The organism is Burkholderia sp. E168m22, from assembly GCF_001319805.1.
GTDB classification, from domain to species: domain Bacteria; phylum Pseudomonadota; class Gammaproteobacteria; order Burkholderiales; family Burkholderiaceae; genus Burkholderia; species Burkholderia orbicola.
Map to the genome: position 1 here is coordinate 100,095 of NZ_BBSK01000097.1, position 12,945 is coordinate 113,039.

The following is a 12,945-nucleotide window of genomic DNA, read 5'->3' on the forward strand; positions in this document are numbered from 1 at the left end:
ACGCGTCACGCATCGCGGGACACCGCCTGCCGCACGTTCGCGGCACGCCAACCGAGACGTCGCGCATCCTGCTCGGGCGCCCGCAAAAACAAAAAAGCCCCGGCGCGCGAGCGGCCGGGGCCAACGGAACAACCACCACCTGAAACGACGGAGCGCGCGGCCGCTTTAAGCGACGGCAGCCAGCGCGGGCAAGCAGGTACGCAGGTACGCCTCGAATTCGCGGCTCACTTCCGGATGCTGGAGCGCGAGCTCGACGGTGGCCTTCAGATAGCCGATCTTGCTGCCGCAGTCGAAACGCGTGCCGTAGTAGCGATACGCGAGCACCTGTTCGTTCGCGAGCAGCGACTGGACGGCGTCGGTGAGCTGCAGTTCGCCGCCCGCGCCCGGCTTGAGCTTGCGCAGGTGATCGAAGATCGTCGGCATGAACACGTAGCGGCCGACCACGCCGAGGTTCGACGGCGCATCCTCCGGCGCCGGCTTCTCGATGATGCCCGACAGCTTGATGATGTCCTCTTCCCATTCCCGGCCTTCGACGACGCCGTACGAGCGGCTGTCCTCGCGCGGGATCGTCTCGACCCCGATCACCGAGCTGTGATAGTGGTCGAACACGTCGACGAGCTGCTTGAGCACCGGCTGTTCGCCGTGCAGCAGGTCGTCGGCGAGGATCACCGCGAACGGCTCGCCGTGCACGAGCTTCTCCGCGCACAGCACCGCGTGGCCGAGGCCGAGCGCTTCCGGCTGGCGCACGTAGAAGCAGTTGACGTGGCTCGGCTTGATGCCGCGCACGAGCTCGAGCAGCTTTTCCTTGCCGCGCGCCTCGAGCTCGGCCTCGATCTCGTACGACTTGTCGAAATGATCCTCGATCGCGCGCTTGCTGCGCCCGGTGACGAAGATCATCTCGGTGATACCGGCGTTGATCGCTTCCTCGACCGCGTACTGGATCAGCGGCTTGTCGACGACGGGCAACATTTCCTTCGGGCTCGCCTTCGTTGCCGGGAGGAACCGCGTGCCGAGACCGGCAACGGGGAACACGGCCTTGGTGACTTTCAACATGTTCGCATCCTGATAGCGTTGACTGCGCCGCGTCGACCCGCGACCCGGCGCGATTGTGTTCCGAACGGCATATCGAGAATCGACGGCACTGCCAATTCCGCTCCGCTCATTTTCGATATGAACTGATTGCCCAATTATTCCGGAAAAAATATAATCGTTTCAATTCGGTCGATATTGCCGAACCGATTGCCGAAGCAGAAACAAATTACCGATTTTCCAGATACAAATTCTTACGATTCGAATTCCTCGATATAGGGCACGCCGCCCCGCTCGAGGCCCGGGCGGATCGGTTCGTTCTTCAGCGCCTCGCGGTACGCCGACAGAACGGCCATGACCAGCAGTACTGCAGCGCTCGCGATCCAATGCATGTCCATCTTGCCGCTCCTTGCATCAATCAACTGGAGCTTTCAAACTATCAGAAAAAAATCGGCAAATAATTCGCGCCCCTCGACGAACCGCTTTCGCGGCCGGGATAAATCCATGATGTGGAATACCGATATTTCCGGGCGAGATTTTTTTATTCATTGACCGAATTCTTGCGCATTACGATTGGATCAAACTTCCCGTCCATCCGTCGCAAGGAATCGAATCGCATGCAAGCTTTCAGCGGATCGTCTCTGGCCGCGCCGCCCGTCGCCGATCACAAGGAACACGTGATCGACGCGATGCGCGGCTTCGCGGCGCTGCTCGTCGCCTATTTCCACTGCCGCCAGGTCGTCTGGGTCGGCATGCAGAGCTTCCATCATGCTTACGGTCATGCACTCAGCCCGGGCGTGATCGCCGGCTACCTGACCTTCCCGTTCGCATGGGGCTCCGCCGGCGTCCCGATCTTCTTCGTGATCAGCGGCTACTGCATCCACCGCAACGCGGCGCTCAAGCTCGCGGCCAACCCCGCGTACCGGCTCGACGCGCCGAACTTCTGGGTGCGCCGCTTCGCGCGCATCTACCCGGTGCTGCTCGCCGCGCTGCTGTTCACGCTCGCGCTCGACGCGGTCAGCCTGCAGATCGAGCCCGTCAGCCACAAGATCCGCGACGTCGGCCTGGTCGCGTTCCTCGTGAACCTGTTCTCGCTGCAGGGCGTCGCCGGCTACACGTACGGGTCGAACGGCGCACTGTGGACGCTGTCGCTCGAAGTGCAGTTCTATGCGATCTATCCGCTGCTGTTCGCGCTTCGCCGGCGCATCGGCATGCCGGCGGTCGTGGCCACGGTCGCGCTCGTCAACGTCGCGTCGGCGTGGCTGCTCGAACGGCACGACCTGCAGTTCTTCACGTCGTACTGGCTGTCCTGGACGATCGGCGCATGGATCGCCGACGTGCGCGCGCAGCAGTCACGCGACACGGCCGTCGTGCCGTCGCGCGCGTGGTACGTCGCGGCCGCCGTGCTGCTGGCCGCCGGCTGCGGCGCGTTCCATGTCGGCCAGTACGGTGCATTCCAGCTGTGGTCGGCCGGCTTCGCGTGCTTCCTGTACCGCGCGCTCGCCCGCCCGCCGCGCCCGACGCCGCCGCTGCGCGTGCTGAGCTGGTTCGGCGACTTCAGCTACTCGCTGTACCTGATCCACCTGCCGCTGTTCGTCTGCCTCGGCTCGGTGCTGTTCCACTCCGAACTGCAACTGTCGATCTGGCCGTCGTTCGCGTTCATGGCCGTCGCGATTCCGGTCGCGTACCTGTTCTACCGGATGTTCGAACGACCGGCGATGATGTGGTCGGCCAGCTTCAAGCCGACCCGCGCCGCCCGCGTCGTCGCGTCGACGCCCGAACAGGCCGTCTGACGCGGGCCGGCCGGCCCGTCCGGTCTCGGAGCCCTCGTGCGGCGTCTCGCTGCGCGGGGGCTTTTTCACGGCCGGCACGCGGTCGCGGGCCGGTTCGACAAGGAACGGCAGCCTGCCGCTCTCCGACCGCGCTACGCCCCGCGTAAGCCGTCTCTGCGGGGTTTGCCGCGGCACGACTTCAACGGTCCGCCTGCCCGCTTCGCGTTGCCGATGGCTCGATCCGGGTTTCAGATGACGGTCGGCCACGCTCGCGCCCGCCGCGGATTCGCGACGCAAACACACCCGTCTGCCGGAGCCAGACACCTCGCCCGCTGAAAAGCAAAGCCCCCGCGCAGCGCAACGCCGCATGGGGGCCCCTTTCCCGCCGGCTCGCGCCGGCTGCTACTTCTTCGCGTTCGCGGCCTTGGCGGCTTTCGCCGTATCCGCGAGGATCTTCTCGACCCGCTCCACGTAGGTTTCGGTCCCGAACCGGCGCACCGCGGTCGCACGCCCGCTCGCGACGAGCCGCTCGCGCAGCGCGCGGTCACGCTTGAGCGTCGCCAGCGCATCGGCCAGCGCGGCCGCGTTGCCCGGCTCGCAAAGCAGCCCGTTGTCGCCGTCCTCGATGATCTCGACGACGCCGCCCGCCCGCGCCGCGACGACCGGCCGGCGCGCGAGCATCCCCTCGACGATCACGCGCCCGAACGGCTCCGGCGTGATCGACGTGTGCGCGACAACGTCGACCGCCGTCATGCACGCGGCCACGTCGCGCTGGAACCCGAGGAAATGCACGCGTTCGTCCATCCCGTGCTGCGCGACGAATTCGTGCAGTTGCGCCGCATAGTCGTCCTCGCCGAACAGCGGCGCGCCGACCAGCACCACATGCATGTCCGGGTGCCGCGCGGCGGCCTCCAGCAGCACGTGCTGCCCCTTCCAGCGTGCGAGACGGCTGAACGAGCCGACCAGCCAGGCGTCCGCTGGCAGCCCGAGGCGCGCGCGCAGCGCGGCCTGGCTCACGCCTTCCAGCGCGTCGAACGGTTCGGCCGAAATGCCGTTGAACACGACGTCGACGTGCTGCGGCGTGAAGCCCGTCAGCGCGCGGAACGCCTGCGCGGAAGCGTCGGAGTTCGCGATCACGCGCGTGACGCCGAGCCGCGCGCAATACTTGATCGCCTTCAACTGCTTGCCGCCGAAATGATCGGTGCTGACGATGTCGCGCAGGTGCCAGACCACCGGCTTGCGCGCGAGCCGCCCGGCGAGCGCGGCGACCACCATCGCGCGTTGGGTGTTCGCGTAGATCACCTCGGCGCGGCGCGCGCGCCGGGCGACGTCGCGCACCAGCCGCACGAGCTGCTTCACCGCGCCGAACGACACGCCGCCCTGCTTGCGCACGCCCGCGAGCGCACCCTGCTCGACCACGTCGACGCGCGCACCGATCTCGTCGAGCGCCGCGCGGAACGGACCGTCGGCGAACAGCAGCACGTCGGCGTTCGCGCGCATGTGTTTCATGATCTCGAGCAGCGACAGCTCGGCGCCGCCGAGCACGCCGCTCTGGTCGAGCACGAGCGTCGCCGGGCCGCGCGCGGCCGGCAGCGGGGCAGCCGTGCCGCGCTGCGCGGTCGAACCGGGCAGCGCCTGCTCCACGTAGTCGAGAAAGCGCCGCCGGAACGTGTCGGCGGAAAAGCGCTCCGCGTTCGCGCGGCACGCGTCAGGCGTGAAGCGCTGCGGCGCACGCTCGAAATCGTCGACGGCCGCGACGATCGCGTGCGGCGTCTGTTCGTCGAAGAAGAGGCCGGTCGGGTGCAGGTTCGATTGCGGGTCGAGCACGGTTTCGAGCGCACCGCCCTTGCCGTACGCGATGACCGGCGTGCCACACGCCTGCGCCTCGACGACCGAGATCCCGAAATCCTCCTCGGCCGCGAACACGAACGCCTTCGCGCGCCGCATCCGGTCGTGCAGCACCGCGAACGGCTGGTAGCCCATGATCTCGACGTTCGGGCCGGCCTTCGCGCGAATCTTCTGCATCTCGGGGCCGTCGCCGATCACGACGAGCTTGCGCTCGGGCGTGCGCGAAAACGCCTCGACGATCAGGTCGATCTTCTTGTACGGCACCATCCGCGACGCGGTCAGGTAGAAATCCTCTTTCACCGCGTTCAGCGAGAACGCGTCGACGTCGACCGGCGGAAAGATCACCGCCGCGTCGCGGTGATAGACCTTCTTGATGCGCCGTGCGATGAACGCGGAGTTCGCGACGAAGCCGTCCACCGCGTTCGCGGTGCGCGTGTCCCAGTTGCGGATGTAGTGCAGGATCATCCGCGCGAGCAGCGATTTCGGCCCGTGCGTGAGGTTCGACTGTTCCAGATACTGGTGCTGCAGGTCCCACGCATAGCGGATCGGCGAATGCACGTAGCTGATGTGCACCTGATCCGGCCCGGTCAGCACGCCCTTCGCGACCGCGTGGCTGCTCGAGATCACGAGGTCGTACTCGGACACGTCGAGCTGCTCGATCGCGAGCGGCATCAGCGGCAGGTAGCTGCGGTACTTGGTGCGGGCGAACGGCAGCTTCTGGATGAACGACGTCCTCACCGGCTTGCCGCGCACGAATGCGCGGTCGTCGAGAAAATCGACGAGGCTGAACAGGTCCGCGTCGGGAAAGCACGCGACGATCTGTTCGAGCACGCGCTCGGCGCCCGCATAGGTGACGAGCCAGTCGTGGACGATCGCCACGCGCAGCGCACGCGCCGGCTGCCGCGCGCCCGCGCGCTCGGCCGGCACCGCGCGGTGCAGCGCGGCGTCGCCCGGGTGGGCAACGGCGGCATCGGCCGCGGCGAGATTCAGGACGGCGTGTTCCGCCAGATCGCGATTCATATGGTTTTCCTCGCATTGAGACGGACAAACAGGTCGCGCACGAGTGCGCGCAATCCCGGCGTCATCGTGAGCGACCACGCGACGTTCAGCACCAGCACGACCGCGCACATGCCGATCGACTCGCCGAGCCCCGACCAGGCTTGGGCCAGAAACAGGCTCGCGAGCAGGAAGGCGAGATGGGCGAGCATGTCGAGCACGATCGCGCGCATTCGGATCGCCGACAGGTACAGCAGCACGCCGTAGTCGACGAGCGCGCGCGCCGCGACGACCACCGCCGCGCCGATCAGCCCGAAGTGATGAATGCCGAACCACAGGCCGCCGACGAAGAACGGCATCTCGACGAGCCCGGCGAATGCCGCGCGGGCCGGGTTGACCTGCGACTGGATCAGGATGCGCGTGACGCTCGCCTGGCCGACGAGCCACACGCTGATCACCAGCACGCGGCCGACCGGCGCCGAATGCGCGGCGAGATCGGCGCCGACCCACAGCGTGAGGAACGGCGCGAGCGCGAAGATCGCGACGATGCCGACCGGCGTGAATACGCCGTTCAGGAATTCGAGCGACTGGCGCGCGAGGGTATCCGCATGATCGCGGCCGACCGCCGACAGCCGCGGGAACAGCGTGCGCACCAGCGCGTTCGGCAGCATGTTCAACCTTGTGACGAGGTTCTGCGGCACCGTGTAGTAGGTGACGAATTTCGCGCCCATGCCGGCGCCGAGCATCACGCGGTCGAGCGTGTCGGCGATCATGCTGGTCGTGCTCGCGATCAGCATCCAGCCGCCGAAGTTGAACAGCCCTTTCGCGGTGCCCCACTGCGGCGGATCGATGCGGCGGATGCCGAGCACCTTGATGCTGGCCTGCCCGAGCATCACCGCCGCGATCAGCCGCGCGACGACGGCCGCGGCGAGCACCGTCTGCAGGTTCGGCGCGATCCACCACGCGGCGGCGAGCGGCAGCAGCTGGAACAGGAACGTGCCGATCGTCTGGTTCGTGTTGAACACGCCGAACCGTTCGGCGCCGTTGATCGCGCCGGCGAACACCCACGACACGTTCGCGAGCGGAATCGCGAGCGCGAGCCACGGCAGCGCGAGATACACCTCGTGCTGCATCGCGGCCGACACCTTCGTGAAATACGCGGTGTAGACGAACGCGCCGAAATAGATCAGCAGTCCGCCCGCGATGCCGGTGCCGAGATTCAGCCAGAACGCGCTCCAGAACACGCGTGCGCTTTCGTCGGCGTTGCCGCTCGCGAGCGCCTTCGAGATGTGGTTCTGCGCGGCCATGCTCATCCCGAGATCGAGGATCCCGAAATAGCCGATCAGCGTCCACACGAGGCTTACGACGCCATAGCGTTCGACGCCGAGCGCGTGGATGTACGCGGGCACGGTCACCAGCGACACGAAGGTCGGCAGGATCAGCCCGATGAAGTTGATCGAAACGTTCTTGAGTATGCCTTTGTCCATGCTTTAGCCCATGGGCCCGTTAAGGTTTCCAGCGGTACATGAGCACCTTGCCGCGCGCGTCTTCCTCGACGAACACCAGGTACTCGCCGTTCTCGCGCCGGAACGCGCTGATGCCGAACGGCACGTCGACCCAGCCCGACGCCTTGCCGACCTCGGCGCCCGGGCTCATCACGCCGACTTCCTTGCCGGCTTCCTTGTCGTACACGTGGATCTTGCCGACCGGCTCCACCGTGAAGATGTAGCGGCCCTCGACCGTGATCCCGATCAGGTCGAAGATCGGCTTCGCATCGAGCTTCCACGGCAGCGCCACCTGGTAGCGCGCGACCGGCGAGCCCGTCGACCACTTGTCGAAGCGGATCAGCACGCGCCCCACTTCCTTGTTGATGCCCGGCTGCGGCGGCGCATCGGCCGTGTAGCCGGTCACGTACAGCGTGTCGGTCTGCGGCTCGTAGATCGCGCGGCGCAACTGCGTGAACGGCTGCGGCATCGGGTAGGTCGTGACCTTGTCGTACGAATAGATCGGGTTGCCGGCCTTGTCGACGCCGCCGTACTGGAAGCGGTGGATGCCGCGCACGTCGCTCGTGCGCCAGATGTCGCCCTTCGTGTCGACCCACCAGCCCCAGCCGCCCGCCTTCGCCTTGCCCGTCGTGTTGATCTCGGACTCGTCGGCATCGATCCGGCCGTTGCCGTTCGCGTCGCGCCACAGCCAGTCGCCGCCCGGCGGCTTGTTCGGCACCTTGTCGACCGGCCGCGCGCGGCCCGCGATCAGGCCCGACGGAATCGCAACCTCGCCGTCGCGCTTCGCGTCGAAGCGGTAGATCTTCAGGTGATCGGCGTACATGTCGGTCAGGTACAGGAACGTGCGGCCGTCGACGCGCCGCGCGATCGGCATGCCCGGATACTGGTCCGTGTGGAACACCGGGTCGTCCGGATACTTGAAGCGGTTCGACAGGAAGCCGACGTATTTCCAGTCCTGGCCCGGCGGCTTCGACAGGTCGAGCTCGAAGCGCTTGTTGCCCGTGTACACGCTGTTCGGCCGCGCGGGATCGAGCCACGCGCCGTCGACGAACAGCAGCCCCTGCACCTGCCAGCGCAGCTTGCCGTCCGGCGTGTAGCTCTCCAGCACCGCGCCGAGCCCGGCGCCGATCGTGTCGTGGCGCGGCCCGATCCCGTTCATCGATACATAGATGTTGCCCGCGCGGTCGACGCCGACGCCGGTCAGCCCGTTGAAACGCTGCGGCCCCGGCCGGCCCGGCACCGGGCCCGCGAAGATGCCCCCGCGTTCGCCGAGCGTGCCCGACGGCGCATAGCCGTTGCCGCCTTTCGAGAAGATCAGGATCTGCTGGCGCGGCCCGTTGTCCGCGACGAGCACGCGCCCTTTCGCGTCGACCGCCACGTCCACCGCGTCGGTGCCTTCCGGCAGCGCCGGCGCGTCGTCGAGCTTGCGGCCGTCGGCCCGCACGTGCACGAGATGCGCGGGCCCACCCAGCGTATCGGTCAGCAGCCACAGCGTGCCGTCGCCGGCGAGCGCGATGCGGCCCGGCTCGTGCGCGCTCCACGTGCCCTTCTGCTGCATCGTCTCCGCGTCGTACACATCCACCACGTCGCGCGACGGATTGGTCGCGAACAGCGTCTTGTCGTCGGCCGCGAGGCCGCCCACTTCCGCCTTCGCCTCACCCACTTCCGAGCGTGCGGGCGCCGGCACCTCGTTCATCATCATGAAGCTGGCGGCCATCCGTGCGCGGCCGGTATCGGCACGCCCGCCCGGCGCGACCTGCGGCGCCGCGCGAAACGGCGCGGGCTGCTTCATGTCGCCGATCGTGCGCCGCGAGATGCCGAACCATTGCTTGCCCTTGTCCGGCCAGATGCCGGGCGACTGCAGGTGGCCGCGCTCGTTGCCGACGCCGATCGCGACATACGCGTACTTGCCGTTCACCGCGATCGCGCTGCCGCCGAGATTGCCCCAGCCGTGCGTGCCGCCGGCGAAGCCGAGCATCTTCCCGTCCTGGTAGACGCTCGCCTCGGCGCCGCTCTCGTCCCACGGCGCATTCGTATACACCTTGCCCTCGGGCGTCACCGCGATCGCGCGGATGTCGATCTGCGTCCATGTGCCATCGCCATAGCCGAACGTGTTGCCGATCCACGAGGTCGTCGCGGGCAACACCGTTTCGGCCGGCGCGGCGCTCGTCAGCAGCACCGCGCATACCGTCATGCCAACCAGAATCAGACGTCGCAATGCGCTTCTCCAGACTCGATGCAACAGCGACCGGCGCCGCCACGGATCGCCCGCGGCCGCGCCCTGTCGCTAAATGGGTTTCAAACGTCGCGATGCAGGTTACAAGCAAAAATAATCACAAGAAATTTGGAAATATTTGGGGATGTTTCTGCCTGAAATATCGAGCCGGAACAGCGAATAAATGACGCCCAAAAACGGCAATAACGACCGCCTCTCCCGCGCCGCCACGTAGAAAATTCCGCTCTGCGCCGCCTGGCGAGCCCGTCCGGGCGCCAACCTTTCATGCCGTGATCGTAATAATCGGCATTTGCCTATTTATCGCCCGCTAACCGACGCGCGTTTTTTTACCGATTTCTTTTCCCTAGAATCGGTTTCGATTCCATATTCGATTTAAAGGCATGCAATACGTACACGCATTGGATGCGGGTCGTGAAGGAGCCGCGCGATGACGGCCCTGGCGCGCCCCGCCGACCTCGCCCCGCCGCAACACGGCCGGATCGTGCAGCTCGACGGGCTGCGCGCGATCGCCGTGGGCGCCGTATTCCTGCAGCACGCACTGAAGGCGCCGCTGTGGATGGGTGTCGATCTGTTCTTCGTGCTGAGCGGCCTGCTGATCACCGGCATCCTGCTCGATCGCAAGGCGCGCGGGCAGTCGTACTTCAGCCACTTCTACGCACGTCGCGTACGGCGCATCCTGCCGCCGTACGTGCTGCTGCTGCTGGTGTCGACGCTGCTGTTCGGCTCGAGCTGGCTGCCGCACTGGCCGTGGTTCGCGTTTTTCTCGACCAATATCGGGCTGTCGCTCGGCAGCATCGGCCATGACAGCCTGAACGTGCTGTGGTCGCTCGCGGTCGAGGAGCAGTTCTACATCTTCTGGCCGTTCGTCGTGCTGTGGTGCTCGGAGCGCGCGCTGCTGTGGGTCGCCGCCGCGCTGATCGTCGCGGCGCCGGTGCTGCGCGCGATCGCGACGCCGTGGTTCGATTCGTTCTGGCCGATCTACTACCTGACGCCGTTCCGGATGGACCTGCTCGCAGCCGGCGCGTTGCTCGCGATCGTGCTGCGCCGCGACCGGCGCGCGCTGGAGCCGTTCTATCCGCTCGCGATCGTCGGCGCGCTCGTGTCGCTCGCGATCCTCGGCTGGCTGCACCTGTCGTTCCCGCGCTTTCGCGCCGCGAACACGCCGCTGTCGAACGCAGCGCTCTACAGCATCTCGCTGCTGCTGTGCACGTCGATCGTCGTGATCGCGCTGCGCGGCCGCGGCCTCGTTCAGCGCGTGCTGACGAACCCGATGCTCGTCTACGTCGGCACCGTCAGCTACACCGTCTACCTGATCCACCTGAGCGTGCTGTACGCGCTGTGGCCGCTGCATCTGAACCGCTTCGTCACGGCCGTGCTCGCGCTCGCGATCACGCTCGCTTACGCGACCCTGAGCTGGTACGGCTTCGAACGGCGCCTGACACGCGGGCCGGCGCGCCGCGCGGTGCCGGCTGCCGCCGGCACGACCGCCTGAATTTCATCATCCATCGCTTCTACCAGGACAACGCCATGAGCCAAACGCGTAAAAAGGCCATCATCACCGGAATTTCGGGGCAAGACGGTGCGTACCTGACCAAACTGCTGCTCGACAAAGGCTACGAAGTCACCGGCACCTACCGCCGCACCAGCTCGGTGAACTTCTGGCGTATCGCCGAGCTTGGCGTCGACACGCACCCGAACCTGACGCTCGTCGAGCACGACCTGACCGACGCGGGCTCGAGCCTGCGCCTGCTCGAACGCACGCAGCCGGACGAGCTCTACAACCTGGCCGCGCAAAGCTTCGTCGGCGTGTCGTTCGACCAGCCGGCGACGACCGCCGAAGTGACCGGCATCGGCCCGCTGAACCTGCTCGAGGCGATTCGCGTCGTGAGCCCGAAGACGCGCTTCTACCAGGCGTCGACGTCCGAGATGTTCGGCAAGGTACAGGCCATTCCGCAAACGGAAACCACCGCGTTCTATCCGCGCAGCCCGTACGGCGTCGCGAAGCTGTACGCGCACTGGATGACCGTGAACTATCGCGAATCGTATGGCCTGTTCGGCAGCAGCGGGATCCTGTTCAACCACGAATCGCCGCTGCGCGGCCGCGAATTCGTCACGCGCAAGATCACCGACACGATCGCGAAGATCAAGCTGGGCAAGGCGACCAAGCTCGAGCTCGGCAATCTCGACGCGAAGCGCGACTGGGGCTTCGCGCTCGAATACGTCGAAGGCATGTGGCGCATGCTGCAGGCCGACGAGCCCGACACCTACGTGCTGGCGACCAACCGCACCGAAACCGTGCGCGACTTCGTGCGGATGGCGTTCGCGGCGGCCGGCTACCAGATCGAATGGACCGGCAAGGGCGAGCAGGAGCGCGGCCTCGATGCCGCGACCGGCAACGTGCTCGTCGAAGTGAACCCGAAGTTCTACCGCCCGGCCGAAGTCGACCTGCTGATCGGCTGCGCGGACAAGGCGAAAAGCAAACTGGGCTGGGCACCGAAGACGACGCTCGAACAACTTTGCCAGATGATGGTCGAAGCGGATTTGACGCGGAACCAACACCATGACACGTTCTGAAACCGGGCGTCCGTCGCGCCGTGCATTCGTCACGGGCCTGACGGGCTTCACCGGTCGCTACATGGCCGAACGCCTGCAGGCGGCCGGCTATGACGTCTGGGGCACGGTCGCGCCCGGCACGCCCCGCCCCGCCGATCCGGCGTTCGCACACTGCACGCTGCTGCCCGCCGACCTGCTCGACGCGGAGGCCATGCGCGCGGCCGCGGCCGATGCGCGCCCCGACGCGGTCGTGCATCTCGCCGCGCGTGCGCACGTCGCGCAGGACGAGCCGTCGCAAACCTACGCAGTCAACATCGTCGGCACGCGCAACCTGCTGGCGGCGCTCGCCGGCCTCGACCGCCGTCCGTCGGCGGTGCTGCTGGCCAGCAGTGCGAACGTCTACGGCAATTCGACGGCCGGCGTGCTCGACGAAACCGTCGCGCCTGCCCCGGCGAACGACTACGCGGTCAGCAAGCTCGCGATGGAATATGCGGCGAAGCTCTGGGCCGACCGGCTGCCGATCGTGATCGCGCGGCCGTTCAACTACACGGGTGTCGGCCAGAGCGATGCCTATTTGCTGCCGAAGCTCGTCGCGCACTATGCGAGCAACGCGCCGCGGATCTCCCTCGGCAACCTCGACGTGAGCCGCGATTTCTCCGACGTACGCGACGTGACGGCCGCCTATTTGAAGCTCATCGAAGCCGCGCCGGCCGGCGAGACGTTCAACGTCTGCTCGGAGCGCGCGTATTCGCTGAAGGAAGTGCTCGCGATGCTGTCGCGCATCGCCGGTTACGTGATCGACGTGACGATCGACCCGCGCTTCGTGCGGCACAACGAAGTGAAAAGCCTGAGCGGGTCGCGCGACAAGCTGCGGCGCGCGGTGGGCGAATTGCCGGTCACGCCGCTCGACGAAACGCTGCGCTGGATGGTGGACGCGATGCGTGCCGCACCGCCCGGGCACACCGCTGGCTGAACGTTGGCGAAACGCACGCGACGGCATACGCCG

9 protein-coding genes are annotated in these 12,945 nt (G+C 66.8%); 4 read left to right on the plus strand and 5 right to left on the minus strand.

Annotated elements, in window-relative coordinates; translation table 11 throughout:
• Positions 1 to 165: 165 nt before the first annotated feature.
• Both galU and AP428_RS37235 read right to left on the minus strand, forming a co-directional pair.
• Positions 166 to 1,053, minus strand: coding sequence for a UTP--glucose-1-phosphate uridylyltransferase GalU (gene galU / locus AP428_RS22300; RefSeq protein ID WP_011548079.1), 888 nt, complete (start codon positions 1,051 to 1,053; stop codon positions 166 to 168).
• A gap of 230 nt (positions 1,054 to 1,283) precedes the next feature.
• On the minus strand, positions 1,284 to 1,427 hold the full coding sequence (locus AP428_RS37235; protein ID WP_006479318.1) for a hypothetical protein: 144 nt from the start codon (positions 1,425 to 1,427) through the stop codon (positions 1,284 to 1,286).
• A gap of 219 nt (positions 1,428 to 1,646) precedes the next feature.
• Between AP428_RS37235 and AP428_RS22305 the strand changes: the two genes are divergently transcribed.
• Complete coding sequence (locus AP428_RS22305) at positions 1,647 to 2,822, plus strand: acyltransferase (protein ID WP_011548080.1); 1,176 nt, start codon at positions 1,647 to 1,649, stop codon at positions 2,820 to 2,822.
• Positions 2,823 to 3,203: 381 nt separating this feature from the next.
• Here the strand turns inward: AP428_RS22305 and AP428_RS22310 are convergent, their stop codons facing one another.
• From AP428_RS22310 to AP428_RS22320, 3 genes are read right to left on the minus strand one after another with little or no spacing between them, the layout of a single operon-like run.
• A complete protein-coding gene (locus AP428_RS22310; RefSeq protein WP_011548081.1) occupies positions 3,204 to 5,669 on the minus strand; it encodes a glycosyltransferase family 4 protein in 2,466 nt (821 codons plus the stop codon).
• The gene (locus AP428_RS22315) at positions 5,666 to 7,132 is read right to left on the minus strand and encodes a flippase (protein ID WP_006479321.1); all 1,467 of its coding nucleotides are present in this window, start codon (positions 7,130 to 7,132) and stop codon (positions 5,666 to 5,668) included. Before AP428_RS22315 ends, AP428_RS22310 begins: the two co-directional genes overlap by 4 nt.
• A 19-nt stretch (positions 7,133 to 7,151) precedes the next feature.
• Positions 7,152 to 9,344, minus strand: coding sequence for a hypothetical protein (locus AP428_RS22320; protein WP_041489412.1), 2,193 nt, complete (start codon positions 9,342 to 9,344; stop codon positions 7,152 to 7,154).
• 469 nt (positions 9,345 to 9,813) lie between these two features.
• Between AP428_RS22320 and AP428_RS22325 the strand changes: the two genes are divergently transcribed.
• The 3 genes from AP428_RS22325 to AP428_RS22335 are packed head-to-tail and all read left to right on the plus strand — an operon-like array spanning position 9,814 to position 12,912.
• Positions 9,814 to 10,878, plus strand: coding sequence for an acyltransferase (locus AP428_RS22325; protein WP_011694680.1), 1,065 nt, complete (start codon positions 9,814 to 9,816; stop codon positions 10,876 to 10,878).
• A 35-nt stretch (positions 10,879 to 10,913) separates the two neighbouring features.
• Positions 10,914 to 11,960, plus strand: a complete 1,047-nt coding sequence (gmd, locus tag AP428_RS22330) for a GDP-mannose 4,6-dehydratase (RefSeq protein ID WP_011548084.1) — start codon at positions 10,914 to 10,916, stop codon at positions 11,958 to 11,960.
• Complete coding sequence (locus AP428_RS22335; protein ID WP_011548085.1) at positions 11,947 to 12,912, plus strand: NAD-dependent epimerase/dehydratase family protein; 966 nt, start codon at positions 11,947 to 11,949, stop codon at positions 12,910 to 12,912. Before gmd ends, AP428_RS22335 begins: the two co-directional genes overlap by 14 nt.
• Positions 12,913 to 12,945: the final 33 nt, after the last annotated feature.

Bases quoted from the DNA above. Each gene is read 5' to 3' on its own strand.
- galU (WP_011548079.1), bottom strand. From the start codon at position 1,053: ATGTTGAAAGTCACCAAGGCCGTGTTCCCCGTTGCCGGTCTCGGCACG.
- AP428_RS37235 (WP_006479318.1), bottom strand. From the start codon at position 1,427: ATGGACATGCATTGGATCGCGAGCGCTGCAGTACTGCTGGTCATGGCC.
- AP428_RS22305 (WP_011548080.1), top strand. From the start codon at position 1,647: ATGCAAGCTTTCAGCGGATCGTCTCTGGCCGCGCCGCCCGTCGCCGAT.
- AP428_RS22310 (WP_011548081.1), bottom strand. From the start codon at position 5,669: ATGAATCGCGATCTGGCGGAACACGCCGTCCTGAATCTCGCCGCGGCC.
- AP428_RS22315 (WP_006479321.1), bottom strand. From the start codon at position 7,132: ATGGACAAAGGCATACTCAAGAACGTTTCGATCAACTTCATCGGGCTG.
- AP428_RS22320 (WP_041489412.1), bottom strand. From the start codon at position 9,344: ATGACGGTATGCGCGGTGCTGCTGACGAGCGCCGCGCCGGCCGAAACG.
- AP428_RS22325 (WP_011694680.1), top strand. From the start codon at position 9,814: ATGACGGCCCTGGCGCGCCCCGCCGACCTCGCCCCGCCGCAACACGGC.
- gmd (WP_011548084.1), top strand. From the start codon at position 10,914: ATGAGCCAAACGCGTAAAAAGGCCATCATCACCGGAATTTCGGGGCAA.
- AP428_RS22335 (WP_011548085.1), top strand. From the start codon at position 11,947: ATGACACGTTCTGAAACCGGGCGTCCGTCGCGCCGTGCATTCGTCACG.